General features: G+C 60.6%; 21 protein-coding genes. 6 read left to right on the top strand and 15 right to left on the bottom strand.

What is annotated here, in order from left to right:
* Positions 1-19: 19 nt before the first annotated feature.
* The 4 genes from yidC to rpmH are packed head-to-tail and all read right to left on the bottom strand — an operon-like array spanning position 20 to position 2,550.
* Complete coding sequence (gene yidC / locus AC8GFZ_RS13845; RefSeq protein ID WP_506645491.1) at positions 20-1,699, bottom strand: membrane protein insertase YidC; 1,680 nt, start codon at positions 1,697-1,699, stop codon at positions 20-22.
* Positions 1,696-1,971 carry a membrane protein insertion efficiency factor YidD gene (yidD, locus tag AC8GFZ_RS13840; protein WP_506645490.1) on the bottom strand — a complete coding sequence of 92 codons (276 nt, stop codon included), beginning with the start codon at positions 1,969-1,971 and terminating at the stop codon, positions 1,696-1,698. Before yidD ends, yidC begins: the two co-directional genes overlap by 4 nt.
* Entirely contained in the window at positions 1,968-2,375 is a 408-nt protein-coding gene (locus tag AC8GFZ_RS13835; protein WP_506645489.1) for a ribonuclease P protein component, read from the bottom strand. The genes yidD and AC8GFZ_RS13835 overlap by 4 nt, the downstream gene beginning before the upstream one ends.
* A 40-nt stretch (positions 2,376-2,415) precedes the next feature.
* A complete protein-coding gene (gene rpmH, locus AC8GFZ_RS13830) occupies positions 2,416-2,550 on the bottom strand; it encodes a 50S ribosomal protein L34 (protein ID WP_005798102.1) in 135 nt (44 codons plus the stop codon).
* A 192-nt stretch (positions 2,551-2,742) separates the two neighbouring features.
* On the opposite strand from rpmH, the gene dnaA reads away from it, so the two are divergent.
* The 3 genes from dnaA to gyrB all read left to right on the top strand — a co-directional run bounded on the left by dnaA (position 2,743) and on the right by gyrB (position 8,125).
* Positions 2,743-4,137 carry a chromosomal replication initiator protein DnaA gene (gene dnaA, locus AC8GFZ_RS13825; RefSeq protein WP_506645488.1) on the top strand — a complete coding sequence of 465 codons (1,395 nt, stop codon included), beginning with the start codon at positions 2,743-2,745 and terminating at the stop codon, positions 4,135-4,137.
* A gap of 254 nt (positions 4,138-4,391) precedes the next feature.
* Positions 4,392-5,498, top strand: coding sequence for a DNA polymerase III subunit beta (dnaN, locus tag AC8GFZ_RS13820; protein ID WP_506645487.1), 1,107 nt, complete (start codon positions 4,392-4,394; stop codon positions 5,496-5,498).
* 59 nt (positions 5,499-5,557) lie between these two features.
* Entirely contained in the window at positions 5,558-8,125 is a 2,568-nt protein-coding gene (gene gyrB, locus AC8GFZ_RS13815) for a DNA topoisomerase (ATP-hydrolyzing) subunit B (protein WP_506645486.1), read from the top strand.
* 116 nt (positions 8,126-8,241) lie between these two features.
* Here gyrB and AC8GFZ_RS13810 read toward each other — a convergent pair whose 3' ends face one another.
* Positions 8,242-9,102, bottom strand: coding sequence for a pirin family protein (locus AC8GFZ_RS13810; RefSeq protein ID WP_506645485.1), 861 nt, complete (start codon positions 9,100-9,102; stop codon positions 8,242-8,244).
* Between the two features lie 10 nt (positions 9,103-9,112).
* Positions 9,113-9,319, bottom strand: coding sequence for a heavy-metal-associated domain-containing protein (locus tag AC8GFZ_RS13805; protein WP_506645484.1), 207 nt, complete (start codon positions 9,317-9,319; stop codon positions 9,113-9,115).
* A 66-nt stretch (positions 9,320-9,385) separates the two neighbouring features.
* Here AC8GFZ_RS13805 and AC8GFZ_RS13800 point away from each other — a divergent pair, with 66 nt between their 5' ends.
* Positions 9,386-11,719 (top strand): heavy metal translocating P-type ATPase, encoded by a 2,334-nt coding sequence (locus AC8GFZ_RS13800; RefSeq protein ID WP_506645483.1) that lies wholly within the window; start codon positions 9,386-9,388, stop codon positions 11,717-11,719.
* On the opposite strand, the gene AC8GFZ_RS13795 is transcribed toward AC8GFZ_RS13800, so the two are convergent.
* On the bottom strand, positions 11,713-13,791 hold the full coding sequence (locus AC8GFZ_RS13795) for an acetoacetate--CoA ligase (RefSeq protein WP_506645482.1): 2,079 nt from the start codon (positions 13,789-13,791) through the stop codon (positions 11,713-11,715). The two genes, AC8GFZ_RS13800 and AC8GFZ_RS13795, sit on opposite strands and share 7 nt — an antisense overlap.
* Before the next feature lie 136 nt (positions 13,792-13,927).
* On the opposite strand from AC8GFZ_RS13795, the gene AC8GFZ_RS13790 reads away from it, so the two are divergent.
* Positions 13,928-14,350: a hotdog fold thioesterase gene (locus AC8GFZ_RS13790; protein ID WP_506645481.1), complete on the top strand. Its 423-nt coding sequence runs from the start codon at positions 13,928-13,930 to the stop codon at positions 14,348-14,350.
* Positions 14,351-14,428: 78 nt separating this feature from the next.
* Here AC8GFZ_RS13790 and AC8GFZ_RS13785 read toward each other — a convergent pair whose 3' ends face one another.
* Positions 14,429-14,989: a cob(I)yrinic acid a,c-diamide adenosyltransferase gene (locus AC8GFZ_RS13785; protein WP_506645480.1), complete on the bottom strand. Its 561-nt coding sequence runs from the start codon at positions 14,987-14,989 to the stop codon at positions 14,429-14,431.
* A gap of 169 nt (positions 14,990-15,158) precedes the next feature.
* On the opposite strand from AC8GFZ_RS13785, the gene AC8GFZ_RS13780 reads away from it, so the two are divergent.
* Positions 15,159-16,586: an FAD-binding oxidoreductase gene (locus AC8GFZ_RS13780; protein ID WP_506645479.1), complete on the top strand. Its 1,428-nt coding sequence runs from the start codon at positions 15,159-15,161 to the stop codon at positions 16,584-16,586.
* Here the strand turns inward: AC8GFZ_RS13780 and AC8GFZ_RS13775 are convergent, their stop codons facing one another.
* The 7 genes from AC8GFZ_RS13775 to mnmG all read right to left on the bottom strand — a co-directional run bounded on the left by AC8GFZ_RS13775 (position 16,587) and on the right by mnmG (position 25,482).
* Complete coding sequence (locus AC8GFZ_RS13775; RefSeq protein WP_506645478.1) at positions 16,587-18,341, bottom strand: ATP-binding protein; 1,755 nt, start codon at positions 18,339-18,341, stop codon at positions 16,587-16,589. It lies immediately after the preceding gene.
* Positions 18,338-20,074 carry a hybrid sensor histidine kinase/response regulator gene (locus tag AC8GFZ_RS13770; protein WP_506645477.1) on the bottom strand — a complete coding sequence of 579 codons (1,737 nt, stop codon included), beginning with the start codon at positions 20,072-20,074 and terminating at the stop codon, positions 18,338-18,340. The genes AC8GFZ_RS13775 and AC8GFZ_RS13770 overlap by 4 nt, the downstream gene beginning before the upstream one ends.
* A 21-nt stretch (positions 20,075-20,095) precedes the next feature.
* On the bottom strand, positions 20,096-21,061 hold the full coding sequence (locus AC8GFZ_RS13765) for a ParB/RepB/Spo0J family partition protein (protein ID WP_506645476.1): 966 nt from the start codon (positions 21,059-21,061) through the stop codon (positions 20,096-20,098).
* A 14-nt stretch (positions 21,062-21,075) separates the two neighbouring features.
* On the bottom strand, positions 21,076-21,873 hold the full coding sequence (locus tag AC8GFZ_RS13760; protein ID WP_506645475.1) for a ParA family protein: 798 nt from the start codon (positions 21,871-21,873) through the stop codon (positions 21,076-21,078).
* A 26-nt stretch (positions 21,874-21,899) separates the two neighbouring features.
* Entirely contained in the window at positions 21,900-22,514 is a 615-nt protein-coding gene (locus AC8GFZ_RS13755; protein WP_506645474.1) for a LysE family transporter, read from the bottom strand.
* Positions 22,515-22,702: 188 nt separating this feature from the next.
* Positions 22,703-23,362, bottom strand: coding sequence for a 16S rRNA (guanine(527)-N(7))-methyltransferase RsmG (gene rsmG / locus AC8GFZ_RS13750; RefSeq protein ID WP_506645527.1), 660 nt, complete (start codon positions 23,360-23,362; stop codon positions 22,703-22,705).
* 119 nt (positions 23,363-23,481) lie between these two features.
* Complete coding sequence (gene mnmG, locus AC8GFZ_RS13745; protein WP_506645473.1) at positions 23,482-25,482, bottom strand: tRNA uridine-5-carboxymethylaminomethyl(34) synthesis enzyme MnmG; 2,001 nt, start codon at positions 25,480-25,482, stop codon at positions 23,482-23,484.
* Positions 25,483-25,676 lie beyond the last annotated feature (194 nt).

Below are 25,676 nucleotides of genomic sequence, written 5' to 3'. Positions count from 1 at the left end.
CGGCGCCGCGCGGCTGAGGTCATTTGCCCAACACACCCATTTGTTTGTTGATCAGCCACTGCTGGGCAATGGACAAAATGTTGTTGGTCAACCAATACAGCACCAAGCCGGCAGGGAAGACAAAAAACATCACGCTGAAGGCCAAGGGCATGATCCACATCAATTTGGCCTGGACAGGGTCAGGCGGCGTGGGATTGAGCCAGGTTTGCAGCATGGTGGTGGCTGTCATCAGCAAGGGCAAAATGTAGAAAGGGTCTTTGGCCGACAGGTCATGAACCCACAACACCCATGGCGCATTGCGCATCTCCACGGTCGACAACAACACCCAGTACAAGGCAATGAAAACAGGGATTTGGATGGCAATGGGAAAGCATCCGCCCAACGGGTTGACCTTTTCCTCGCGGTAAATTCTCATCATCTCCGTTTGCATTTGTTGCGGGTTGTCCTTGAGACGCTCGCGCATTTCCATGACTTTGGGGTTCACGGCTTTCATCTTGGCCATGCTGCGATAGGCTTGGGCATTGAGCCAATAGAAAGCCAACTTGAGCAACATCACCAGGGCAACGATGGACCAACCCCAGTTGTGCAACTGGTCATTGAGGTTGTCGAGCAGCCAGTACAGTGGTTTGGCCAAGATGGTCAACCAGCCATAGTCTTTCACCAACTCCAAGCCGGGGTACAGGGCCTCGAGCTTCTTTTCTTCTTGCGGCCCTACATAAAACTGCGCGCTGACTTTTTGGCTTTGTCCAGGCGCTATTTCTTTCAAGCTGGCAATCATGCCCACGGAGTACAAGTTGTTTTCCACCTTGCGCGCGAAAAACTCTCTGGCCATGTCATTGGGCAGTATCCAGGCCGAAGCAAAGTAATGCTGCACCATGGCCACGTACCCTTGATCGGCCTTTTTCTCAAAAGTGGCTTTGTTTTTTTCAATCTCTGTAAACTCAACCTTTTGGTATTTCTGCGCTGGGGTGTAAATCGCTGGCCCAGTAAACGTGGAGTAAAAAGCAGACTCGCCGGGCGGGGGGTTGCCATCCCTCAACAGCTGCACATACAGCTGTGGCGTGATGGGTGCATTGCCCTGGTTAACGACTTCATGCTCAACTTGCATCGCGTAGCTGTGGCGCTCAATTTTGTAGGTCTTGATGAGTTGAACCTGGTTCACCGGCTCAGACACAAAACGCACCAGTATTTCTTTATCACCCTCTTTGAATTGGGTGCTGCCCGACTGCCACTTAAATGTGCTTTTGTGGGTAGGCAATGGGCCTTGGGCTGAGATCAAGCCCGACTGGGAGAGGTACAACCGGGCATTGCTTTGATCCAGCAACACCACGGCTTGATCCGGCTTTTCAGCGTCGCTGTATTTCAGCAACTCTGTTTTCACCAGGCTGGCACCTTCGGTGTCAAAGCTCAACTTGAGCAAGTCGGTTTCAACCTCCACTTTTCGCCGCTCGCTGAGGTTGGAGGGGCTGCTTTGCTGGGGCACTTCGCCCGCCACACTCAGGCTGGTGCTTGGGACATCATTGGCTCTGCTGGCTTCTGATGTGTTGGCAACCGGCTTGGTGTTGACCGCTTCTTGTGTTTTTACCGGCGCAGGAAAAAATGTGGCGGGCTTGCCGTTGTGCAACTGCCATTGGTCCCACAGCAAAACCAGCGAAAAAGCAAATGCCGCCCACAAAATGGTGCGCCTGATATCGTTCATGGGTGATTCTTTTTTGGAGGGTCTGCGAAAGAGAAAAGTGGCTTGATGGCATCAAGCCGCGACTCAGGCACGGGGTCGTGTCCACCCTGGCAAAAGGGCTGGCACCGACAAAACCGATGCATGCTGAGGTAACTGCCTTTGATCAGGCCGTGGCCTTCCAGGGCTTGTAGCGCATATGCCGAGCAAGTGGGGTAGAAGCGACACGCTCCCCCCAGCCAGGGACTCAAAAGCAGGCGATACGCCTTGATGACGAGCACCAATAGCGCTTTCATGCCGCGCTCAAATGAGTTAACAACTGGTCAATCTCTTGACGCACGGCTTTTTTCAGCGGGACTGAACAAGCGCTGGTGAACACCACCGGATCCATCGCGGCGCGCAGGCGAACCAAATGCGGCACCGGAGCCAACTGCGCTTGTTGCAGGGCAAATGCCGCATAAATTTGTCGGCGCATGGCATTGCGGGTGACGGCGCGCTTGGCCCACCGTTTGGGCAACAAAGCAGCCAGGCACAAGCCTTTGACTTGGTTCGAGGCAGGGGCTGGTTGGATCGATTCAGCGGCTGCCGGCTCTGGGTTTGTCGCCCTGTGAACCACAAAATGCTTGCTGCGTGCCACGGGTGGCGTTTTCATGAGCTGTTGAAATTGAGCCCACGCTTTGATGCGCTTCAAAGGCTGCATGTCCACCGCCGAGATGGGCAGAGTTGGTGTTTGGCGTTGGTCAAACGGCCAAGCGTTTGCGGCCTTTGGCGCGGCGTGCATTGATCACGGCACGTCCGCCGCGGGTTTTCATGCGCACCAAAAACCCATGGGTACGGGCGCGGCGGGTTTTGGAGGGCTGGTAAGTGCGTTTCATGTCATTCCAATCAGATACCCCGATCCATCGGGGAAACCCATGATTATCCCAAAAAAACCAGCGGCTTGTGAGCCTTTCGCAGAAATTAGCGCAAGTTCGCTAATCAGGTCTTTTTGTTTCTACCGGCCTGTGGATAAATTTTTGATAACGTTGTTTTTTGGATGGATAATCGCTGATCTGTCCACAGATTTTATGATCCCCTTTGATTCCACCCCTCACCCCACTGGTTCTGGCGAACAGCTGTGGTTGGAGTGCGTGGAAAAGTTGGCCCAGGAGCTGCCCGAGCAGCAATTCAACACCTGGATCAAGCCCCTCCAAGCCAAGGTTTCTGAGGACCAAACCAGAATCACCATTTTGGTGGGCAACCGCTTCAAGCTCGACTGGGTGCGTACCCAGTATGCCCAGCGCCTGAGCGCCATTTTGCAGGAGCTGCAAGGCCACCCCATTGCCTTGGAGCTCGCGCTCTCGCCCAGAGAGGCCCCTCCGAGGCCTGCCGCATTTCAGCCGCAGCCGGAATCATTCTCCATGGCCGAGCCCGTGGCCGACGCCGAGCCCGCCAACGGCTTTAAAACCCGCCTCAACAGCGCGCTGACCTTTGACTCCTTGGTGGAGGGTTCGGCCAACCGCATGGCCCGCGCCGCGGCCATGCATGTGGCCACCATCCCGGGACAGCTCTACAACCCCTTGTTCATTTATGGTGGTGTGGGTTTGGGCAAAACCCATTTGGTCCACGCCGTTGGCAACAAGTTATTGCAAGACCGCCCAGACGCCAAGGTGCTCTACATCCATGCAGAGCAGTTTGTGTCGGACGTGGTCAAGGCCTATCAACGCAAAACCTTTGATGAATTCAAAACCCGTTATCACTCCTTGGATTTATTGCTTATCGATGATGTTCAGTTTTTTGCCAACAAAGAGCGCACCCAAGAAGAGTTTTTCAATGCTTTTGAGGCCTTATTGGCTAAAAAATCGCACTTGGTGATGACCAGCGACACCTATCCCAAAGGTTTGACCGATATCCACGAGCGTTTGGTGTCGCGCTTTGATTCGGGCCTCACCGTGGCCATTGAGCCGCCTGAATTGGAAATGCGGGTCGCCATTTTAATCAGCAAGGCGCGCCACGAAGGTGTTGAAATGCCTGAAGAAGTGGCCTTTTTCGCGGCCAAGAACGTGCGCTCCAACGTGCGCGAGCTCGAAGGCGCGCTGCGCAAAATTTTGGCTTATTCGCGCTTCAACCAAAAAGACATCTCCATCCCCTTGGCCCGCGAAGCCCTACGCGACCTGTTGTCGATCCAAAACCGACAAATCTCGGTGGAAAACATCCAAAAAACCGTGGCCGACTATTACAAGATCAAAGTAGCGGACATGTATTCCAAGAAGCGCCCCACCTCGATTGCCCGCCCACGCCAAATTGCCATGTACCTGGCAAAAGAGTTGACCCAAAAAAGCCTGCCCGAAATTGGCGAGTTGTTTGGCGGTCGTGACCACACCACGGTGCTGCATGCGGTGCGCAAAATTTCAGGTGAGCGCCATCAAGACAATGAACTCAACCAACAGTTGCATGTGTTGGAACAAACCCTGAAAGGATGATGAAAAATGATCATTCTTGGCAATTTGCGTCATTTTTTCCCTGTGGATGGTTCTGGCATAAGCCAGTACTTGTCCACAGGCAAATGCTTTTTGAACAAGTTATCCCCATTGGACTTGTTCAACTGTGCAGCCTTACACACATGGTTTGCAGGGACACAAGTGCTTGAACAAACAAGAGAAAATAGGCTTCTCCACAAAAAAACCGTTGCTCTACTACTACCTACTATTCTTTATTAATTCATTCAGAGGTTGACATGATCGTCTTCAAATCTTCTCAAGACAAGGTGCTCTCGGCGCTGCAATCGGTTGCAGGCATTGTGGAGCGGCGACAAACGCTGCCCATTTTGGGCAATGTGCTGGTCCGTAAAACAGGCACACACTTGCAATTCACCACCAGCGATTTGGAAATCCAAATCCGCACGAATGTCGAATTGGATGGGGATGCGGGCGACTTTGCCACCACGGTGGCTGCACGCAAATTGATCGACATCTTGCGCTCCATGCCCAGCGATCAAACGGTGGTGCTGGAGTCGAACCAAAACAAATTGCTCTTCAAAGGTGGCAAAAGCCGCTTCAGCTTGCAAACCATGGCGGCAGAAGACTTCCCCTTGGTGCAAGAGTCGGCGCAGTTTGGACCTGCGTTTAGCCTGCCTCAGCGCACCTTGAAAGAATTGCTGCAACAGGTGTCGTTTGCCATGGCGGTGCACGACATCCGCTACTACCTCAATGGCATTTTGTTTGTGGCCGATGGCAAACAACTGAGCTTGGTGGCCACCGATGGCCATCGCTTGGCCTTTGCCTCCTCCACCCTGGACAACGAAGTGCCGCGCCAAGAGGTGATCTTGCCGCGCAAAACGGTGTTGGAGTTGCAGCGTTTGCTCAGCGACAAAGAAGGCTCCTTGGAGTTGCAATTTGCCAATAACCAGGCGCGGTTCCGGTTTGATCACATGGAATTTGTCACCAAATTGGTGGAGGGCAAATTCCCTGACTACAACCGCGTCATCCCCAAGGGCCACAAAAACGCCGTGGTGCTGGGGCGTGCCCCTTTGCTGGCCAGTTTGCAACGCACGGCCATTTTGACCAGCGAAAAGTTCAAAGGTGTGCGTTTGACGCTGGAACCTGGCGCATTGCGGGTGGTGTGCAACAACACCGAACAAGAAGAAGCCACCGACGAAATTGAAATTGACTACGACGGCGATACCGTTGAAATTGGTTTCAACATCAGCTATCTGATCGATGCCTTGACCAATATGGACCAAGAAATGGTCAAGATCGAGGTGACCGACAGCAACAGCTCGGCCCTGATCACCATACCGGAAGACAACCAATTTAAATACGTTGTGATGCCCATGCGCATCTGAATACCATTTGAACTTTTCTTATTTTTATTTGAGCGGCCCATCCAGGGTCGAATGCCTCCATGACCGATTCTGTTGAACCCACCAGCCCTGAACCCATTGACCTGACCGCCAAGGATGCCTATGGCGAGGGGTCTATTCAAATCCTAGAGGGCTTGGAAGCGGTGCGCAAGCGCCCTGGCATGTACATCGGCGACACGTCGGACGGCACAGGCTTGCACCACCTGGTGTTTGAGGTGGTCGACAACTCGATTGACGAAGCTTTGGCCGGTCATTGCGATGACATCGTGGTCACTATCCACTCTGACAATTCCATCAGCGTGACCGACAACGGCCGTGGCATCCCCACCGGCGTGAAGATGGACGACAAGCACGAACCCAAACGCAGTGCCTCTGAAATTGCCCTCACCGAACTGCACGCGGGTGGCAAGTTCAACCAAAACAGCTACAAGGTGTCTGGTGGTTTGCACGGCGTGGGTGTGTCGTGCGTGAATGCGCTCTCCAAGTGGTTGCGATTGGTGGTGCGCCGCGAAGGCAAGGTGCACACCATTGAGTTTGCCAAAGGCTTTGTGCAAAACCGTTTGTTGGAAATGGTCGATGGGGTGGAAGTCTCTCCTATGCGCATCACCGGCGAGACCGACAAGCGCGGCACCGAAGTGCATTTCTTGCCCGACACCGACATCTTTATCCAAAACCACGAGTTCCATTACGAGATTTTGAGCAAGCGTTTGCGCGAGCTCAGCTATCTCAACAACGGCGTTCGCATCCGTTTGATGGACGAGCGAACGGGCAAAAACGATGACTACTCGGGCGCGGGTGGCGTAGCCGGTTTTGTGCAGTTCATCAATGCAGGCAAAAAAATTCTTCACCCCAATGCGTTTTATGCCGAGGGCGAGCGCCCCGCAGAAACCTATGGCGGCATCCCCGGCACCCATATTGGTGTGGAAGTGGCGATGCAATGGAACGAGAGCTACAACGAGAGCGTTCTGTGCTTCACCAACAACATCCCGCAGCGTGATGGGGGCACCCATCTGACCGGCTTGCGTGCGGCGATGACGCGTGTCATCAACAAATACATTGAAGAACACGAGTTGGCGAAAAAAGCCAAGGTTGAGGTGACCGGTGACGACATGCGCGAAGGCCTGTGCTGCGTGTTGTCGGTGAAAGTGCCGGAGCCTAAGTTCAGCAGCCAAACCAAAGACAAGCTGGTGTCCAGCGAAGTACGTGCCCCAGTGGAAGACATCGTGGGCAAGGTGTTGGGCGACTATTTGCAAGAGCGCCCCAACGACGCCAAGATGATTTGCGGCAAGATCATTGACGCAGCCCGCGCCCGTGAAGCGGCCCGCAAAGCGCGTGAGATGACACGGCGCAAAGGTGTGTTGGATGGCATGGGCTTGCCCGGCAAACTGGCCGACTGCCAAGAAAAAGACCCGGCGCTGTGTGAAATCTACATCGTCGAGGGCGACTCCGCCGGCGGCTCGGCCAAGCAAGGACGCGACAGAAAGTTCCAAGCCATTCTGCCCCTGCGCGGCAAAATTTTGAACGTTGAAAAAGCGCGTTACGAAAAGCTGCTCACCAGCAATGAAATTTTGACCCTCATCACTGCGCTAGGCACCGGCATTGGCAAGGTGAGTGCGGAGTCGGGCAAGTCGGGGACCGACGATTTCAACATCGACAAACTGCGTTACCACCGCATCATCATCATGACCGATGCCGACGTGGACGGCGCGCACATCCGCACACTCCTTTTGACTTTTTTCTACCGCCAAATGCCCGAGCTGGTCGAGCGTGGCCACATCTACATTGCGCAACCGCCTTTGTACAAAGTGAAGGTGGGCAAGGAAGAGCAATACCTCAAAGACGGCGCGGCCCTCGATGGGTTTTTGCTGCGCATCGCCCTCAAAGACGCGAGCATCCACACCGGCGGTGATGCACCGCAAGAGCTCAAGGGCGACACCTTGTCGCAACTGGCGCACCAACACCAATTGGCCGAGGCCGTGATCGAGCGCTTGAGCAACTTCATGGACGTGGAGGCCTTGCGTGCCATCGCCGATGGGGTGGTGGTGTCACTCGACAACCTGGAGCAGGCGCAAACCTCTGCCGCGCTGATGCAAACCAAACTGCGCGCCCTGGGCAGTGGTGCCGAGGTGGCGGGCGAGTTTGACGTGCGCACCGACAAACCGATTTTGCGCATCAGCCGCAAGCACCATGGCAACACCAAGAGCAGCCTGATCACCCAAGAGTTTGTGCATGGCGCCGATTACGCGGCTCTGGCTTTGGTGGCGCAAACCTTCCAAGGCCTGTTGGGCGCGGGTGCCAAAGTGGGCCGTGGCGAGGGCGAACGCCACAAAGAAGAAAAGGTTTCAGACTTCCGCCAGGCCATGCGCTGGCTCATCACCCAGGCCGAATCGGCCACGGCACGCCAGCGCTACAAAGGCTTGGGCGAGATGAACCCCCAGCAACTGTGGGAAACCACCATGGACCCCGAAGTGCGCCGCTTGCTGCGTGTGCAAATTGACGACGCCATCGAAGCCGACCGCGTGTTCACCATGCTGATGGGCGACGAGGTCGAGCCGCGCCGGATATTCATTGAGACCAATGCTTTGCGGGCGGGGAATATTGACGTTTGATGTTTCCTCTTTTTACCGTGACACACGTGGGTTACGGCGAAGGGTAAAACGCGCACTCAACGCATAGACTTCTTAGGGCTGCGGATTTGCAGTGATAAGGTGGGCCTCCCCGTGCCTCAAGCCAACCGTCCTGCCCGGTAGTCGTCCATGGCGGCGATGATTTGCTCTTTGGTGTTCATCACAAACGGGCCGTATTGAACAATCGGTTCGCGCAGCGGTTGGCCGGCCAGCAGCAGGGCGCGGGTGCCTTGGCCGGCGCTCAGGCGCACGTGGTCGCCCTCGTTGCGCAAGATGGCCAGGTGTTGGGCGGGCACGGCGGCGGTGTCTTCGCCGCACACCACGTCCACGCTGCCTTGGTACACATAGACCATGGCGTTGTGCTGGCTGGGCAGGGCCTGGTCAAAGTGGGCGCTGGCGCCTTCGGGGAAATGCAGGTCCAGGTAAAGCACTTGGGTGGCGTCGCGCTTCACGCTGCCGTCGGTGCCCTGGCTGTGGCCGGCAATCACCCGCACGGTGATGCCTTGGTCGGTGGTGAACTCGGGCACTTGGCCGCTGGGGATGTCGCGGTACCAAGGCGGGCACATTTTGTCTTTGGCGGGCAGGTTGAGCCACAGCTGAAAGCCCGACATCAGGCCTTCTTCTTGCTCGGGCATTTCGCTGTGGATGACGCCGCGCCCAGCGGTCATCCATTGCACGTCGCCGTTTTTCAGCAAGCCCTCATTGCCCGCGCTGTCGCGGTGGCGCATGCGCCCGTGCAACATATAGGTGACGGTTTCAAAGCCCCGGTGAGGGTGGTCGGGGAAGCCCGCGATGTAGTCGCCGGCCTTGTCGCTGCCAAACGCATCGAGCATCAAAAACGGGTCCAAGCGCTGGTGCAACTCGTTGGCGACGATGCGGGTGAGTTTGACGCCGGCGCCGTCACTGGTGGCTTGGCCGCGCACCAGGCGCTCCAAGCGCCTTGCAGAGGGGTTGGTCATGGGGTTTCTTTCAGGCCGTGGCGTGGGTGGTGGGGTAGCCCTCAGTGGCGATCAGCGCCAGCAAGGGGGTGATGTCTTTCTCGGTGTCCACGTCCACGCGGTTGTGCGCGCGGTCGATGTGCACCTGGGCTTGGGGGTCCCAGCGCAGCACGGTGCGGGTGACGGACTTTTCGCAGTGGCCACAGGTCATGCCGGTGACGTTGAGGGGGTGTTTCATGTGTCTCAGGTGCGTTTGATGCAGCGCAAATCAAGGGGCCAGCGCCACAGCGAGAATAACAAAACCATGAATCAAGCCCCAACTGCCCCCGCCCCAGACCTGTGTGTGCTCGATTGGGGCATCGATGGCATGACCTGTGCCAGCTGCTCGGGCCGGGTGGAGCGGGCTTTGGCGGGTCAGACGGGCGTGGCGCAGGTGAGCGTGAACTTGGCCACCGAGCGCGCCCACATTGAACTCAGCCCCGGTGCCATGGCCGAGGACACGCCAGCGCGTTTGCGCCGCGCCATCCGCGATGCGGGCTACAGCGTGAGGGTGGATGCCAGCACCCCGCAAGACACCGCCGCGCAGCATTGGCGCGAGCTGTGGCCGGTGTTGGCGGCGGCGGCCCTGAGCCTGCCCTTGGTGTGGCCGATGGTGGCGGGCTTGTGGGGCCAGCACGCGATGCTGCCCGTGGCCTGGCAGTTTGCTTTGGCCACCCCGGTGCAGTTTGTGCTGGGGGCGCGCTTTTACCGGGCGGCTTGGTATGCCATCAAGGCGGGCAGCGGCAACATGGATTTGTTGGTGGCCCTGGGCACCACGGCGGGCTGGGCCTTGTCGGTGGGGCTGTGGTGGGCGGCCCCGGCGGGCCACGAACCGCATGTGTATTTTGAAAGCGCAGCGGTCGTCATCACCTTGGTGCTGCTGGGCAAGTGGATGGAGGCGCGGGTCAAGCGCAGCACCACCGAGGCGATTCGCGCCTTGCAAGCCCTGCGCCCGCTGCACGCGCATTGGTTGGGGCCAGACGGCGAGCAAGACATTGACCTGGCCGATGTGCTGGTGGGCGACCATTTGTCGGTGCTGCCCGGCGAGCGCATACCCGCCGATGGGGTGGTGCTGGAGGGACATTCGCAGGCCGACGAGTCGCTGCTCACGGGCGAGCCGCTGCCGGTGAGCAAAGGGCCACAAGACCGGGTGACGGGTGGCAGCATCAATGGCAATGGCCGTTTGGCGATGCGGGTGGCGGCGTCGGGCGCGGACTCGGTGTTGGCCCACATCATCCGCATGGTTGAAGAGGCGCAGGCCCACAAAGCGCCCATTCAGCGCTTGGTGGACCAAGTGGCGGCGGTGTTTGTGCCCACCGTGCTGGCCATTGCGGTGGTGACGGGTTTGGCTTGGTGGTGGTGGGGTGCTGCAGCCGATGTGGCCTTGATCCATGCGGTGGCGGTGCTGGTGATTGCCTGCCCCTGTGCCCTGGGTTTGGCCACGCCCATGGCCATCGTCGCGGGCACCGGCATGGCTGCGCAGCGCGGCATTTTGATCCGCGACCCGCACACGCTGGAGACCGCACAGCACATCGACATGGTGGTGTTTGACAAAACCGGCACTCTGACCCAAGGCAAGCCCACCTTGCAGGCGTTGGTGGTGTTGCCGACAAGCGCAGAAAAGGGTGACGCTGGGGCTGAGAACCAAAACCGCAACGACAACCACAGCCTCAGCCTCAGCCAAAGCCAAGCCCCCTCTCAGGCCGAGACACAGACCGAAGCACAGGCCTTGTCCATCGCCGCGTCTTTGCAAGCCGCCAGCGAGCACCCCTTGGCGCGGGCCGTGATGCAAGCGGCGGCGCAACAGCACCTGGTGTATGCCCAGGCCACCCAAGTGGCTGCGGTGCCCGGCATGGGCTTGGCTGGCGAGGTGAATGGCCAGCGCTGGTGCTTGGGCAGTGTGCGTTGGGCCGCGTCGCAAGGCGTGGATGTGGCGCCGTGGCAGGCCCTTGTGCAAGCGCACCAGCAGCAAGGCCACAGCGTGTCGCTGCTGTGGCCCGAAGGCGGTGCCGCCCCCGTGGCTTTGGCCTTGCTGGCTTTTGGTGATGCCATCAAAGTGGGTGCGAAAGCCGATTTGGACGCCTTGCGTACGCGTGGCTTGCAGTTGCGCATGCTCTCGGGCGACAGCCCGGTCACCGCCCAAGCGGTGGCGGCCCAGTTGGGCTTTGCCCCGCAAGAGGTGCAGGCCGGCATGCTGCCGGGCGACAAAGCGCAGGCGGTGCGCGACTGGCATGCCCAAGGCCATGTGGTGGCCTTTGTGGGTGACGGCATCAACGATGCGCCGGCCTTGGTGGCGGCGGACTTGGGCATGGCCATGGCGCAAGCCGATACCGGCACCGATGTGGCCATGCACGCGGCGGGCTTGACGCTGATGCGCGGCGAGCTGCGTTTGGTGGGGCAGGCGCTGGATGTGTGCCGCTTGACGGTGCAAAAAATCCGTCAAAACCTGTTTTGGGCCTTTGTGTTCAATGCGGCGGGCATTCCACTGGCCGCCAGTGGTTGGCTCACGCCGGTGTTGGCCGGCATGGCCATGTCGATGAGTTCACTCAGCGTGATGCTCAACGCCTTGCTGCTGCGCCGCCACCGCGCCCCTCACTGACTGGCTTGCAGGCGCTGCTGGGCAAAGGCGATGTACCAGTCCAGGCACGCCGGGTTGGCCATGGCGTCGCGGTTGAGCACCTTGTCGATGGGCTGACCGAGCAAGAGTTTCTTGATCGGCAACTCTTGTTTTTTGCCCGACAAGGTGCGCGGCACCTCGGCCACTTGAAAGATGTCGTCGGGCACAAAGCGCGGGCTGAGCGCGGTGCGGATGGCCGCTTGCAGGCGCTGGCGCAAGCCGGTGTCCAGGCTCAAGCCCGGGCGCAGCACCACAAACAAGGGCATGTAGCTGTCGCGGCCCAAATATTCCAAGTCCACCACCAAGGCGTCGAGCACTTCAGGCAAGGCCTCGACCGCGCGGTACAGCTCGCTGGTGCCCATGCGCAGGCCGTGTCGGTTGATGGTGGCGTCGCTGCGGCCATAGATGATGCAGCGCCCCTCGGGGGTGATCTTGATCCAGTCGCCGTGGCGCCACACAGCGCCCGCGCTGGCGGGTGCATCGCCGCCCGTGGGGTGGCGGCCCAAGCCGGGGGGGTAGTGCTCATAGTAGCTGCCCAAATAGCGTTGGTGGTCGGTGTCGCCCCAAAAAAACGGTGGCATGGCCGGCACCGGTTGGGTGACCACCAGTTCACCGACTTGGTCGATCACCGCTTGGCCGTCTTCGTTCCAGGCTTGCACGCTCACGCCGAGCAAGCGGCATTGCATCTCGCCGGGCACCATGGGCAGCTCGCGGTGGGCGCCCACAAATGCGCCCGCGTCGGTGCCGCCCGAAATATTGCACCACCAAATGTCGTTGGCTGGCAAGCCCACTTGGGTATACACGCGGTGAAACTGTTCTGTGCCCCAGCTTTGCACCTCGGCCGACAAGGGTGAGCCGGTGGTGCCCAAGGCGCGCACCCGGTGCAGGCCGGTGTGCTCGGCCAGGTTCAAGTCAGCCTTCATGCAGTTGTTGAAATACGCGGCACCGGCACCGAAAAAGGTGACGCCTTCTTGCGCTGCGTAGCGCCACAGCACGCCCCAATCGGGCTTGTCTTTGGAGCCGCCGGGGTTGCCGTCGTAAATGACGCAAGTGGTGCCACTGAGCAAACCGCTGAGCTGGGCGTTCCACATCACCCAGCCGGTGGAGCTGTACCACATGAAGCGCTCGCCCCAGGAGTTGGGCTCGTAGCTGCAGCCCACGTCGTACATCACGGTTTTGTGCGCCATGCCATTGAGCATGGTGCCGCCGTGGTCGTGCACCAAGGGCTTGGGCATGCCGGTGGTGCCGCTGGAATACACAATCCACAAGGGGTGGTCGAACGGCAGCCACAGGGGTTCAAAGGCGGCCACGGCGTCGTCGTTGCGGGCCACGATGCCGGCCCAATCGGCGGCACCCGGCAGGGTGTCGGCGGTGTTCAACACGCGGCACAAAATGGTGTGGCGCACGCTGGGCAAGGCATCGCGCAGTTGCGCCAACACGCCGATGCGCGGATGGTCTTTGCCGCCATAGGTGACGCCGTCGCAACCGATCAGCACGGTGGGGGTGATTTGGGCAAAGCGGTCGAGCACGGCGTTGGTGCCCATGTCGGGCGCACACACGCTCCACACCCCGCCCACCGAGACCACGGCCAAAAACGCCACCATGGTTTGGGGGATGTTGGGCAGGTAGGCGGCCACCCGGTCGCCGGGCACCACGCCTTGGGCTTGCAGGTGCAGGGCCAGCGCGGCGGCTTGGCGGCGCAACTCGGGCCAAGACAGTTCTTGGCGCTGGCCGCGCTCGTTGGTGCCGATGATGGCGGGCATGCCCGCAGCGTGCGCCTGCGCCACATGGCGCAACACCTGTTGCGCATAGTTCACTTGGGCACCAGGAAACCACTGCGCGCCGGGCATGGTGTTGCGCGCCAGCACCGCGCTGTGCGGCGTGGGGGACTGCACATCCAGGTATTCCCACATGCTTTGCCAAAAGGCGTCGAGCTCGGAGACCGACCATTGCCACAGGGCTTCGTAGTTGTCAAAGCGCAGCCCTTTGTGGCGGGCCAACCAGTCTTGGTAGAGCCGGATTTGCGGAGCGTAGGGTGGGGTGGTCGGGTTCATGGCCCCAAGGTTATCAGCCGCCTGGGCGGGTCGGCCATCGGGAACAACACCATGGGGCCATCACCATGGGACTAACATCGCTGTCCTTTGGGCTTGGGCATGCAGCACCCAGCCCATTCTTTCAGGAAAGCACCACATGCGCATTTGGAAAAAACCGATTTCAGTGGACATCCTCACCGAGTCCCACCACCGCACCGCGCCTGAGCTGTTGGGCATGGAGTTTGTCGAGGTCGGGGACGACTTCATCGTCGCCCGCATCCCGGTCGATGAGCGCACGCGCCAGCCCTATGGCTTGCTGCATGGTGGGGTGAGTGTGGTTTTGGCCGAAACCCTGGGGTCGTGCGGGGCTTATTACTCGTGCCCGCCAGAGGACCGTGCGGTGGGTTTGGACATCAATGCCAACCACATCAAAGGCGTCAAGTCGGGTTGGGTCCGCGGCATCACCCGCGCGGTGCACATCGGGCGCAGCACCCAGGTGTGGCACATCGACATGCACAACGAGGCCGGTGAGTTGACCTGCGTGTCGCGCATCACCATGGCCATCTTGGCGCCGCGCTGAGTCGGTTTGTTGTGCGGGAGGTTGCTAGCGGCGCAGAGCAGGCGCGGCGGCAGCGATCCGCATGTGATGCGGTGGCGATCAAGTGGCGTTTTTTAGGCGCTCGCTTTTCCAGTAGACATCGTCGCCGCCGTCCATGCGGTTGAGCACCCGCGCCAGCACAAACATCAGGTCACTCAGACGGTTGAGGTACTGGCGCGGCGTGTCGTTCAGTGATTCTTCCGCGCCCAGGGCCACCACGGCGCGTTCGGCGCGGCGTGCCACGGTGCGGCACACATGGGCCTGTGAAGCGGCGCGGTTGCCGGCGGGCAAGATGAACTCTTGCAGCTTGGGCAAGGCCTCGTTGTGGTCGGCCAAGGCATGGTCCAGGGCCAGCACGGCCTCGGCTTTGAGCAGTTCAAAGCCCGGGATGCTCAGCTCGCCACCCAGGTTAAAGAGTTGGTGTTGCACCTCGACCAGCAGTTCGCGCACGGCGGCGGGCACGGCTTCGCACAGCAGCACGCCGATGTGGCTGTTGAGCTCATCGACCTCGCCCATGGCGTGCACGCGCAAGCTGTTTTTGCTCACGCGGCGGTTGTCGCCCAAGCCGGTGGTGCCGTCGTCGCCGGTGCGGGTGGCGATTTGTGTGAGTCGGTTGCCCATGCGGTGTGTCCTGTGTGCGCCCAAAGCGCGCTGCTTTGGTTTTTGGTGAATGCGGCCTGCGAGGCCAGCCCATGCGGGCCGGGGCTTTGGACCCCGGTCAGGGGCCGATTGTCCATGAAGCGCCGGTACGGTGGCTTGCCTAGAATGGCCCCCACAGGAGACGCCCACCATGAACGCACCCACCACTGCCCAGCATTTGATTCCCCATGTTCAACAGCGCCCGGTGCCCGACGCCTTGATCGCCAAGCTCAAAGCCCATTTTGGCGAGCGTTGTAGCACGGCCATGGCGGTGCGCGAGCAACACGGGCGCGATGAGTCGGCGTTCACCACCGTGCCGCCACCGGCGGTGGTGGTGTTTGCCGAGTCCACCGCCGATGTGGCCCAAGTGGTGGCCTGGGCCCAAGAAGACCGCGTGCCGGTGATCCCGTTTGGCGTGGGCTCGTCGCTCGAGGGGCATTTGCTGGCGGTTCAAGGCGGCATCAGCATCGATGTGGGGCGCATGAACCGGGTGCTGTCGGTCAACGCCGAGGACTTGACGGTCACGGTGCAGCCCGGCGTGACGCGCAAGCAGCTCAACGAAGAGATCAAAAGCACGGGCTTGTTTTTCCCGATCGACCCGGGGGCGGACGCCAGCATTGGCGGCATGAGCGCCACCCGCGCCAGCGGTACCAATGCCGTGCGCTACGGCACCATGCGCGAAAACGTGCTGGGCCTGGAGGTGGTGACCGCTTCGGGCGAGGTGGTCCGCACTGGAACGCGGGCCAAAAAGTCATCGGCGGGTTACGACTTGACGCGGTTGATGGTGGGCAGCGAGGGCACCTTGGGCGTGATCACCGAAGTCACCTTGAAGCTCTACCCCTTGCCCGAGGCGGTGTCGGCGGCGACCTGTTCATTCCCGAGCATCGAGGCGGCGGTGCGCACCACCATCCAGCTGATCCAAATCGGTGTGCCGATTGCCCGGGTGGAGTTGATCGATCAGCATTCGGTGCGCATGGTCAACGCTTACGCCAAACTGGGTTTGCGCGAAGAGCCGATGCTGCTCATGGAGTTCCACGGCACGCCGGCCAGCGTGAAAGAACAGGCCGAGACGGTGCAAGCGATTGCCGACGAGTTTGGTGGTCAGTCCTTTGAGTGGGCGATGACGCCCGAAGAGCGCACCCGTTTGTGGGCCGCCCGCCACAACGCTTACTTTGCGGCGGTGCAAAGCCGCCCGGGTTGCCGCGCCATCAGCACCGACACCTGTGTGCCCATCAGCCGCTTGGCCGATTGCTTGCTGACCTCGGTGGCCGAGGCCGATGCCTCAGGCATCCCCTACTTTTTGGTCGGCCATGTGGGGGATGGCAATTTCCACTTTGGCTATTTGATCGACCCCAACGACCCACAAGAGCGGGCCACGGCAGAGGCGCTCAATCAGAAGTTGGTGGAGCGCGCCCTGAGCATGGAGGGCACCTGCAGTGGCGAGCACGGCATTGGCTTGCACAAAATGGACTTTTTGCTGGCCGAGGCGGGCGCACCGGCGGTGGAGATGATGCGCACCATCAAACGCGCCTTGGACCCGCACAACATCATGAACCCGGGCAAAATCTTTTTGCTCTGATCAGTCGCTTGGGGTTGGTCGGGCCAGCAACAAGGCTTGAGACTCGCGCACCAAATGCTGCGGGTCAAAGGGTTTGAGCAGCAAGGCGTTGATGCCTGCGGCGCGAAAGTTGGCCAGGTCCACGGGGCTGACATCGGCGGTCAGGCCCATCACCGGGGTGTTGCCCCGGGGTGCGGGCATGGCGCGCAGGGCGTGGGTGGCATCGGCGCCGTTGAGCTCGGGCATCACCAAGTCCATGAACACCAGGTCAAAGTCTTGCGTTTGCAGCGCTTGCAAGGCTTGCAGCCCGTCCCCTGCCTCGACCACGGTGCATTGGTGCCAGGCGTTTTTCAGCACCTGGGTGACCAACAAGCGGTTGAGGCGGTGGTCGTCGACCACCAAAAACCGCCATGCTTTGTCGGCCTGGACCAACGGTTTGTCGCTGCTGCTGATGTGCTCGGGCGAGCTGCTGGCGCGCAAGGGCAGGGTGAACCAAAACCGCGAGCCCCGACCCAGCTCGCTCTCAAAGCCCATGTGGCCGCCCAGCAGTTGAACCAGGCCATGGCTGATGGCCAGGCCCAGGCCGTTGCCCCCGTATTGGCGTTGGATGTCTTGGCTCGCCTGGGCGAAGCGGCCAAACAAATTCGCCTGGTCTTGGGTGGCGATGCCAATGCCGGTGTCGTGCACGGCAAACATCAGACCGTCGGCGTGGACCACCACATGCAGCCGCACATGGCCTTTGGCGGTGAACTTGAGCGCATTGCCCAACAGATTGACCAAGATTTGCATCAAGCGGTGGCGGTCCCCGCTGACCCAGGTGGGCACGCCGGGGGCGACCTCCAATTGGTAGGCAATCGACATGCTTTGCACTTTGGGCGCAAACAAATCAAACGCATGGCCGATGGTCGCGTGCAGGTTGAAGACCTCTTGTTGGGCGTTGAGCCGCCCGGACAGAAACTGTGAATAGTCCAACACATCGTTGATCACCGTCATCAAGTGATCGGCCGATTGCCGGGTGTGCTCCAGCAGTTGTTGGGCCCGCGGCTTGTCGCTGGTGCGCGACATCAACAGGCTGTTGAAACCCAAGATGGCATTCATCGGTGTGCGCAGCTCATGGCTGACGGCGGCAATGAAGTGCTCGCGCAAGGCCTGGGTGTGCTCGAGGTCGAGGCGGGTTTGCTCGAGCTCGTTTTGCCGTGTTTGGCTCTCGGTCAGGTTGCGGCGATGTTGTCGGTCATACACCAGCGGCACGACCATCAAGGTCAGGCAGTTGATGGCGATCGAAGCAAAAGCATAAAAATCTTGTTGATCACCGCTCACGGGCAGCGCTATCCCCGTGCCGCTCCACGTCATCCAGGCCAGTGTGATGGTGGTGAGCCACGACACCAGCAGCCACAGCAAGCCGTGTGCTGGGCCCATCACGTAGTAGGCCATCACCGGGACCAGCATCAACCACACCAATCGCAGCGAAAACACACCGCCTGAGACGCGCGCGGCATTGAACAAATAGGCCACACTCAAAAAACACATCAGACCCAAAACGATGTTGAGGGCCACGCCACGGTGCATCAACCACAACAAGCCCAGGATCAACAAGGCAAAGCCCACTTGCATGGTGGAGCCGTGGCGGTAGGGATTGAACAAGGAAAACGTCAGCGACACCACCACCAGCATCATCATGCACAGAAACACAAACGGCATCTTGTCGGCGCGAAAGCTGGCCGGGAGCAGCGCAACCCAATCTCCGCGCAGCCACTGACGCCAGGTGGTTTTCATGCGGACCCCCTTGGGGTTGCTGCGCCCAGGGCTTGTGAAACCGTGCGCACCAATGCTTTGGGGTTGATGGGTTTGTGCAGCACCATGTCCATGCCTGCTTGCAAGGCCTGTTGCTCGTCCAAGGGGTTGGTGTTGGCGGTCAAGGCCACGACGGGAATGTGGCACCAGGGCGCAGGCAGTTGGCGCAGCGCCCGCGTCAGGGCCAAGCCGTCCATGTCGGGCATCACCATGTCCACCAAAGCCAGGTCAAAGTGTTGGGCCTGCAACAGCGCCAGCGCCTGCGCGCCCGAGCTGGCAGTGCTCACCCGGGCCTGGGGCCACACCGCATGGATTTGCACGGGTGTGAGCATCAAATTCATGGCGTTGTCGTCGACCACCAGCACGTCAAACACGGCGCTATCGGGCAGGAAGGTCGGCGGCGCAATGGCCGCGGCCTGCGGCGTGGTGGCGGGCCACTCGAGCCAAAACACGGCACCCCCGCCGGTTTGGCTGTGCACCCCGATTTGCCCGCCTTGCAACACCACCAAGCGCTCGCACAAGCTCAGCCCCAAGCCGGTGCCGCCAAAGTCTTTGGTGGTTTGCAAGTCGGCCGACTCAAAGCGGTTGAAGATGTGGGCTTGGCGTTGCAAGGCAATGCCGCGACCCGTGTCTTTGACCTGCACTTGCAGGTGTTGGTTGAGCCAAGCCACATGGATCTCGACCTGGCCCTGTGCGGTGAACTTGACGGCGTTATCGGCCAGGTGGCGCATCACCTGGCACAGCCGGGGGCCATCGATCCACACCGCCTGTGGCACGTCGTCTGCAAAGTGGAGTTGCCACGCCAAACCCTTGTCCAAGGCTTTTTGCCGCAGGGGCGCGAGCGACTCGCTGAGCAGGGGGCGCAGTTCGCAAGCGCTGGAAAAAAACACCATTTGTCCGCTTTGCAACTGCGAGAAATCCAATATGTCGTTGACCACTTGAAGCAGGTGTTCTGTGGAGCGGCGGATGTGGCCCACGGTTTCCAGGCCTTCGGGGTCTTGGGAAAATTCGTCTTGCAGCAAACCGTTCAAGCCCAAGATGGCGTTCATGGGGGTGCGCAGCTCGTGGCCCATGGCGGCCACAAACTCGTCCTTGTGGGCTTGTGCCACCCGCATATCGGCATGCACATGCACCAGGGCTTGGTTGCGTTCTTCGGTTTCGTTTCTTTGCTTTTCGGTGATTTGGTCGTACAGGCGCACCATGAGCATCAAGGAGGCGGCGGCCATCACGTGGTTGGCCGTGGCATACAGAACGGTTGCGATGTTGTTGGTGATCGGGTCGGGTTGGCTGTGCAGCGTTAAGAGGTATATCCCTGTGACGATGGCCAGGATGACCAATAGCCACAAAAGGCCGCCGAGTTGACCGAGAAAGAACAGGGCCGGAATGCTCAAAATGCTCAACCACACCAAGGCGCTGGATTGGATGTGCCCGGTTTGGGTGGCAAAGTGGGCCAGCATGGCAATCAAGATCAGCATGCAGAAGTTGACCACCCAGTAGTAGAGCCGCTCGTATCGCACCAAGCCCAAAACCAAGACAAAGGCGCTGGCCACGATATACAACAGATACCCGTCAAAGCCTGGGTTGGGCAGCAGATTGAACACCACCGCATTGAGGCAAAGCAATATCGCGCCCATGCTCATCACTTGGTGCTGTTGGGCGCGCTCCCCATGCCCCAAGCGATGGGTCCAATTCAGCCAGCGGTCCCAAATGTTCATGGCGTTGCGCTGGGCGTGGCTTTAGCCGCGCAGTTTGTCGATCAAGCCGTTGAGCGCATCCAGCGAGCCGAACTGGATTGACAGCTCGCCCATTTCTTCCATGCGCCCATGGCGCTTGACGCGCTTTTTGATGCGCACCTCAACCTCGGCCATCAACAAATCGGACAGCTCCTCTTCGACCCGGCGCAGATCGCGCGACTTTTCTTTTTTGGGCTTTTGGGTGACCAGGTTGAACTCAGCACCGACCTTTTTGACCAGGCTTTCGGCCTCGCGCACCGAGAGTTTTTTGGCCGTGATTTGGTTGGCGGTGGTGATTTGGCTGGCCCGGTCCAGCGACAGCAAAGCGCGGGCGTGACCCATGTCGATGTCGCCGGCCATCAGCATGTTTTGCACCGGCTCGGCCAAATTGAGCAGCCGCAACAGGTTGCTGGCTGCGCTGCGCGAACGCCCCACGGCCTGGGCCACCGCCTCGTGAGTTAGCCCAAACTCTTTGATCAGGCGTTGCAGGGCGTGGGCTTCTTCCAAGGGGTTGAGGTCTTCGCGCTGGATGTTTTCAATCAAGGCCATGACCGCGGCCGACTCGTTGGGCACATCGCGCACCAGCACCGGCACGCGCTCGAGGCCCGCGATCTGCGCGGCCCGAAAGCGGCGTTCACCGGCAATGATTTCGTACAGCGCCTGGGCTTGACCCGGGTGGTGGGGGTCTTGGCTGCTGGCACCGCTGGCTCGGCGCAGGGCGGCGTCAGCGGGGCTGAGTTGGCGCACCAAGATGGGCTGCATGATGCCTTGGCTTTTGATGCTCTCGGCCAGCTCATACAAAGCGCCTTCGTCCATGCGGGTGCGCGGTTGGTAAGTGCCGGCGACCAACTCGCTCAGGGCCAGTTCGTGGGGCAAGCCATCGGCGGCAGGGGCGGGGGATTCGCTGACGGTGGGGCCAAGCAGGGCTTCGAGGCCGCGGCCCAGGCCTTTGGGTTTTTTGGTTGCCATGGTGGGTGGTGGGTTTAGAGTTTGGGGGCGCGCTCAACGAGCTCGCGGGCGAATTCCACAAAGGCCTGGCTGCCTTTGGCGGCGGGGTCAAACACCACGCCGGGCATGCCGTAGCTGGGCGCTTCGGCCAGGCGCACATTGCGCGGGATCAAGGTGTTGAACACCTTGTCGCCAAAGTGGCTCTTGAGTTGCTCGCTCACCTGTTGTTGCAAGGTGATGCGCGGGTCAAACATCACGCGCAGCAGGCCAATGATTTTCAGGTCGCGGTTCAGGTTGGCGTGCACTTGTTTGATGGTGTTGACCAAGTCGGTCAAGCCCTCCAGGGCAAAGTACTCGCACTGCATGGGCACGATGACACCATGGGCGCAGCACAAGCCGTTGAGGGTGAGCATGGACAAGGACGGCGGGCAGTCGATCAACACAAAATCGTATTCAGCGTCGACGGCGGCCAGGGCTTGTTTGAGGCGGTTTTCGCGCCGCTCCAAACCCACCAACTCCACCTCGGCGCCAGCGAGTTCGCGGCTCGCGCCCAGCACATCGTAGGTGGGCATTTTTTGCTGCGATGGCTCGCTGCCCCAACGGCTGGGTATGCGGGCTTCGGTGATGGTGGCGGTTTCGAGCAGCACGTCGTACACGCTGAGCAAAAGCTTGCGCTTGTCCACCCCCGAGCTCATGGTGGCGTTGCCTTGGGGGTCCAGATCGACCATCAACACCCGTTGGCCCACGGCGGCCAAACCGGCGGCCAGGTTGACGGTGGTGGTGGTTTTGCCCACACCACCTTTTTGATTGGCAACACAGAAGATATGGGACATGGGTGGGTGCCTTGGGGTAAAGGGTTTTATTTGCTCAGCGCCAGGCGCAGGCCAAAGGCAATCAGCAAGCCGCCTGCGGTTTTGTTCAGGGCCTGGGCCAGCCAGGGGCGCGCCTTGACGCGCTCGGCCAAACGGTGCGCCAACAAGGACAGGCCGATTCCGTACATCACCGCCAGGGCAGCGGCGGTCAATGCCATGGCGGCAAAGGTGCCCAGGCTGGGCGCCACGGCCGGGTCGATGAACAGCGGGAAAAACGCGATGTAAAACACAATCGCCTTGGGGTTGAGCAAGGTGATGAAAAAAGATTGCCGAAAGCACGCCCCGATGGGGATGTCGACCACCGGCGCTTGACCGGCCTTGGCCAAACACATCTTGGCACCCAACCAGGCCAGGTAAGCCGCGCCCATCCACTGGATGGCGGTGAACAAGGTGGGCGTGGTCAAAAGGACCGTGGCGACACCGGCCACGGCCAACCAAATCAGCACTTGGTCGCCCACAATGATGCCCGCCGTCGAGGCCAGGCCGCCGCGCACGCCACCCTTGGCGGTACAGCTCAAAATGGCCAGGTTTCCGGGCCCCGGAATGAACAAAAAAACCAACACGGCCACCACATAGGCGCCGTAATCTGCCACACCAAACATGCACACCTCTCGTTGCTGGGGCTGTGAGTGTAAAGCCTGGGGTGGTTCGCGTGTCCACTTTCGTGTGAAGGTGCCCGACCTGAAGCTGCTGCTTAGCCGTCACAAAGGGTCCGCGCACATGGGCGTCGGGGTGTGCCTGTGGCGCGTTTCGCCCAGTGTTTCACATGAAACAACCGGGCTGCAAGGTCTCAGCGGGTGAGGGCGGGGCGCATCCACACAAGGCAGCGCTGCGCGTCCAGCCCAGGAACGAGCAGTTGTTCCACATGAAACACATCCACCTCCGGCCCCAGGGCGGACAGTTCTTCGGTGGGCGCCTTGCCTTTGAGCGCCAGCCAAACACCACCCGGGGCAAGCGCTTTGGCCGAGCCACGCACAAAATCGGCCAACGAAGCAAAAGCGCGCGAGCACACCACGGCGTGGGCGGTTTCCATGTGCTCAATGCGTTGATGCAAGCCGCGCAGGTTGGTCAGGCCCAGGCTGGCCGCCACCTGTTGCACAAAGGCGGCCTTCTTGGCCACGGCGTCGAGGCAGGTCACTTGGATGTGCGGGCAGGCAATGGCGAGCACCACGCCTGGCAGGCCTGCGCCCGAACCCACATCCAGCAGGCGCAAGGGTTGGGCGGGCGTGTTCGCCGGAGTGTCCAGGTGCCGCAGCAGGGCCGGCACCACGGCCAGGCTGTCGAGCAGGTGCAGCGTCACCATTTCCAATGGGTCGCGCACGGCGGTCAGGTTGTAGACCTTGGACCATTTGTGCAGCAAACCCAAGTAGCCGATCAAGGCATCGGTTTGTGCTTCCGACAACGCCACGCCCAGTTGCTGGCTGCCCGTTTGCAGGGTGTTTCGCGCCAAGGCTTGGGTGCTGTCGTCCCAGGAGGTCTTCGTGGTGGGTTTGGCCCCGGGGGACGCAGGCTTGGGGGTGGATGCCTTGGCTTGTTGCCCAGGCGGTGTTGGCTTGGGCGGGCTGGGCCTCAAGGCGCGGCCTCGGCCGGCTCTGGCGCAAAGCCACTGAACCGGCCTCGGCGCAAATGGATCAACAACAAAGAAATGGCCGCTGGGGTCACGCCAGAGATGCGCGAGGCCTGGCCCAGGGTTTCGGGTTTGTGGCGGTTGAGTTTTTGCCGCACTTCCATGCTCAAGGCGCTCACCTGCGCATAGTCCAGGTCGGCGGGCAGGGGCATGTTTTCAAAGTGGGCGGCGCGGCCCACCTCGTCGCGCTGGCGGTCGATGTAGCCGGCGTACTTGGCGGCAATCTCGACTTGCTCGACCACGGCCAGCGCTGTTTCATGTGAAACACCGCCGCTGGCCAAGTCGGCGCTCAGTTGCGGGTTTTGATAGCGACCGCCATCCAGGCCCATCAAGTCTTGGTAGCCCACACCGGGGCGGCGCAGCAAATCGGCCAAGCTGTGTTCGTGTTCAATGGGTTTGCCCAACACGCGCACCGCTTCGTCGGCACTCAGGTTGCGCGGGTGCACCCACAGGCTCCGCAGCCGGGCGGCCTCTTGGGCCACGGCCTCGCGCTTGGACTCGAAGGCGCGCCAGCGTTCATCGTCGACCAAGCCAAAGCGGCGGGCGGTTTCGGTCAGCCGCAAATCGGCGTTGTCTTCGCGCAGTTGCAAGCGAAACTCGGCGCGGCTGGTGAACATGCGGTAGGGCTCGGTCACGCCTTTGGTCACCAAGTCGTCGGCGAGCACACCCAAATAGGCCTCGTCGCGCGCCGGTACCCAAGGGGCTTCGCCACGGCATTGCAAGGCGGCATTGATGCCCGCGAACAAGCCTTGGGCGGCGGCCTCTTCATAGCCGGTGGTGCCATTGATCTGGCCGGCAAAAAACAAGCCTTGGATGGCGCGTGTTTCAAAGTGGCGTTGCAGGTCACGCGGGTCGAAATAGTCGTATTCAATCGCATAGCCCGGGCGCAGGATGTGCGCGTTCTCCAAACCGGGGATGGAGCGAACCAGTGCGTACTGGATGTCAAATGGCAAGCTGGTGCTGATGCCGTTGGGGTAGACCTCGTGGGTGTGGAGGCCCTCGGGTTCGAGAAAAATCTGGTGGCTGTTTTTGTCGGCAAAGCGGTTGACCTTGTCTTCGACGCTCGGGCAATAGCGTGGGCCCACGCCTTCGATCTGGCCGGTGAACATGGGGCTGCGGTCAAAGCCGCTGCGGATGATGTCGTGGGTCGCTTCGGTGGTGTGGGTGATCCAACACGGCACTTGGCGCGGGTGCATGTCGGTGCGGCCCATGAAGCTGAACACCGGCACCGCACCGGCGGTCACCCCCCTTTCGGCGGCCAGATCGGCGCCGACCATGCCGTCGCCGGGTTGTTCTTGGCAGCGGCTGAAGTCAATGCTGCGCCCATCTAATCTTGGCGGCGTGCCGGTTTTCAACCGGCCTTGGGGCAGCTTGAGCTCTTTGAGCCGCGCCGACAAGCTCACCGCTGGGGGGTCGCCAGCACGGCCACCGGCGTGGTTGTTCATGCCCACATGGATCTTGCCGTCCAAAAATGTGCCGGCGGTCAACACCACGGTACGCGATCTGAAGCGAATACCAACTTGCGTCACAGCGCCCACTACGCGGTCACCTTCAACCATTAAGTCGTCCACGGCTTGCTGAAAAAGCCACAAGTTGGGCTGGTTTTCCAGGCGTTGGCGGATGGCCGCTTTGTACAGCACCCGGTCGGCTTGCGCCCGGGTGGCGCGCACGGCGGGCCCTTTGGAGCGGTTGAGGATGCGAAATTGGATGCCCGCCTCGTCGGTGGCCAGGGCCATGGCCCCGCCCATGGCGTCGATTTCCTTGACCAGGTGGCCCTTGCCGATGCCGCCGATCGAGGGGTTGCAGCTCATTTGCCCCAGGGTTTCGATGTTGTGAGACAGCAACAGGGTTTTGCAACCCATGCGTGCCGCGGCCAAGGCGGCCTCGGTCCCGGCGTGGCCGCCGCCGACCACAATCACGTCGAAGGTTTGGGGATAGAGCATCTGGGGTGGGCGCCCAAGCGTTGAGCGCCAGGGCGATACAAAGGAATCGGTGGGGTGCACAACCGCGCGCACAAGGCGGTGAACCAGCGGGTGCCGATTTTATACAGGCACAGCCGAAACTGCAGCTTTTTTAAGCAGCGACCCCAACGCGTTGTTTTGGGCGCTCAAAAGCTTTCACCGTGCGGCAGACGGCG

It is taken from the genome of Limnohabitans rimovensis (SeqCode) (assembly GCF_965234775.1).
GTDB classification, from domain to species: domain Bacteria; phylum Pseudomonadota; class Gammaproteobacteria; order Burkholderiales; family Burkholderiaceae_C; genus Limnohabitans; species Limnohabitans rimovensis.
This window is presented reverse-complemented; position numbering and strand designations above follow the sequence as displayed.

Bases quoted from the DNA above. Each gene is read 5' to 3' on its own strand.
- yidC (WP_506645491.1), bottom strand. From the start codon at position 1,699: ATGAACGATATCAGGCGCACCATTTTGTGGGCGGCATTTGCTTTTTCG.
- dnaN (WP_506645487.1), top strand. From the start codon at position 4,392: ATGATCGTCTTCAAATCTTCTCAAGACAAGGTGCTCTCGGCGCTGCAA.
- yidD (WP_506645490.1), bottom strand. From the start codon at position 1,971: ATGAAAGCGCTATTGGTGCTCGTCATCAAGGCGTATCGCCTGCTTTTG.
- dnaA (WP_506645488.1), top strand. From the start codon at position 2,743: ATGATCCCCTTTGATTCCACCCCTCACCCCACTGGTTCTGGCGAACAG.
- AC8GFZ_RS13835 (WP_506645489.1), bottom strand. From the start codon at position 2,375: ATGCAGCCTTTGAAGCGCATCAAAGCGTGGGCTCAATTTCAACAGCTC.
- AC8GFZ_RS13770 (WP_506645477.1), bottom strand. From the start codon at position 20,074: ATGAACATTTGGGACCGCTGGCTGAATTGGACCCATCGCTTGGGGCAT.
- AC8GFZ_RS13755 (WP_506645474.1), bottom strand. From the start codon at position 22,514: ATGTTTGGTGTGGCAGATTACGGCGCCTATGTGGTGGCCGTGTTGGTT.
- AC8GFZ_RS13785 (WP_506645480.1), bottom strand. From the start codon at position 14,989: ATGGGCAACCGACTCACACAAATCGCCACCCGCACCGGCGACGACGGC.
- AC8GFZ_RS13805 (WP_506645484.1), bottom strand. From the start codon at position 9,319: ATGAAACACCCCCTCAACGTCACCGGCATGACCTGTGGCCACTGCGAA.
- AC8GFZ_RS13765 (WP_506645476.1), bottom strand. From the start codon at position 21,061: ATGGCAACCAAAAAACCCAAAGGCCTGGGCCGCGGCCTCGAAGCCCTG.
- mnmG (WP_506645473.1), bottom strand. From the start codon at position 25,482: ATGCTCTATCCCCAAACCTTCGACGTGATTGTGGTCGGCGGCGGCCAC.
- AC8GFZ_RS13760 (WP_506645475.1), bottom strand. From the start codon at position 21,873: ATGTCCCATATCTTCTGTGTTGCCAATCAAAAAGGTGGTGTGGGCAAA.
- AC8GFZ_RS13780 (WP_506645479.1), top strand. From the start codon at position 15,159: ATGAACGCACCCACCACTGCCCAGCATTTGATTCCCCATGTTCAACAG.
- AC8GFZ_RS13800 (WP_506645483.1), top strand. From the start codon at position 9,386: ATGAATCAAGCCCCAACTGCCCCCGCCCCAGACCTGTGTGTGCTCGAT.
- AC8GFZ_RS13775 (WP_506645478.1), bottom strand. From the start codon at position 18,341: ATGAAAACCACCTGGCGTCAGTGGCTGCGCGGAGATTGGGTTGCGCTG.
- AC8GFZ_RS13790 (WP_506645481.1), top strand. From the start codon at position 13,928: ATGCGCATTTGGAAAAAACCGATTTCAGTGGACATCCTCACCGAGTCC.
- gyrB (WP_506645486.1), top strand. From the start codon at position 5,558: ATGACCGATTCTGTTGAACCCACCAGCCCTGAACCCATTGACCTGACC.
- rpmH (WP_005798102.1), bottom strand. From the start codon at position 2,550: ATGAAACGCACTTACCAGCCCTCCAAAACCCGCCGCGCCCGTACCCAT.
- AC8GFZ_RS13795 (WP_506645482.1), bottom strand. From the start codon at position 13,791: ATGAACCCGACCACCCCACCCTACGCTCCGCAAATCCGGCTCTACCAA.
- AC8GFZ_RS13810 (WP_506645485.1), bottom strand. From the start codon at position 9,102: ATGACCAACCCCTCTGCAAGGCGCTTGGAGCGCCTGGTGCGCGGCCAA.